This window comes from Proteiniclasticum aestuarii (genome assembly GCF_017368455.1).
GTDB classification, from domain to species: Bacteria; Bacillota; Clostridia; order Clostridiales; family Clostridiaceae; genus Proteiniclasticum; species Proteiniclasticum aestuarii.
The window spans coordinates 1-845 of record NZ_JAFNJU010000029.1 but is presented as its reverse complement, the minus strand read 5'-3'; the positions used below and the strand labels follow the sequence as shown (position 1 = coordinate 845).

The 845-nt window shown below is 42.2% G+C and carries 1 protein-coding gene; it reads right to left on the bottom strand.

Annotated features, from left to right (window positions below):
* A partial coding sequence (locus J3A84_RS15220) for a transposase (protein ID WP_207600903.1) occupies positions 1-845 on the bottom strand: 845 nt, incomplete at both ends.

Here is an 845-nt window from a genome sequence, read left to right as displayed (position 1 = left end):
CCTGTGATCGTTTTTCGAATACTCATGTGTCCAGCCTGACAAACATACATGCCAGCATCTTTGTTGAACAAGAATCTTGTGGAGTTTTTATTTGGGCTATGGGTGACTGTCTCACTAAGTTTTGCAACGAGCTTGATATTCCTTTCCTTCGCCATAAGGATATTACCACTTTCAGAATAAGCAGCATCACCAACTACAACATCCACTTTAATCCCATTTTCTTCGGTCAGCTGAATAAGTCCTGGAAGTTCTTTGCCGTCATGCTTCTCTCCGGAAGTTACGGCGTACGCCGTGATAATGCGTTCCGGTGTAAGGGCCAGATGTGTCTTATATCCGAAGAATGCGGTATCTGCTGTCTTGTGTCCAATTCGAGCATCTGTGTCAGCGGAATATTGCAGATGTTCTTTATTGTCTATGATTACTTCCTCCAGATAGTTCAGTGCTTCCTTTACCGTAGGGTTTAACAGTAGGTTCTCTTCATTTTTCACGAATTCCACAAGTTTCGAAGCATACCCGATCTGGTCCTCATACATCCCGGAGGTGGTTTTTTCAGGCATCTTCTCTTTATGTCCTTCGTCAATCCGATAGATTGCCTTTCGCAAGTTCTTAGAACTATCTACAAGGATTTCTCTTTGTGACTTGAGATTATATCTGCTTTTGCTATGTGTTGAGTCTACAATGATTGTGCCTGTCTTGATCACGTTTCTTTTTATGGCATATCCTACGCTGAGATTTACAAGCTTTGTAAGAATATCCGTATCTTTTAGTCTCAGCTTTCGAAATTTCGTTAACGTACTCGGATTGATGACTGGATCCTCTGGGGCTAGCCCCAGGAAGAACTTGAA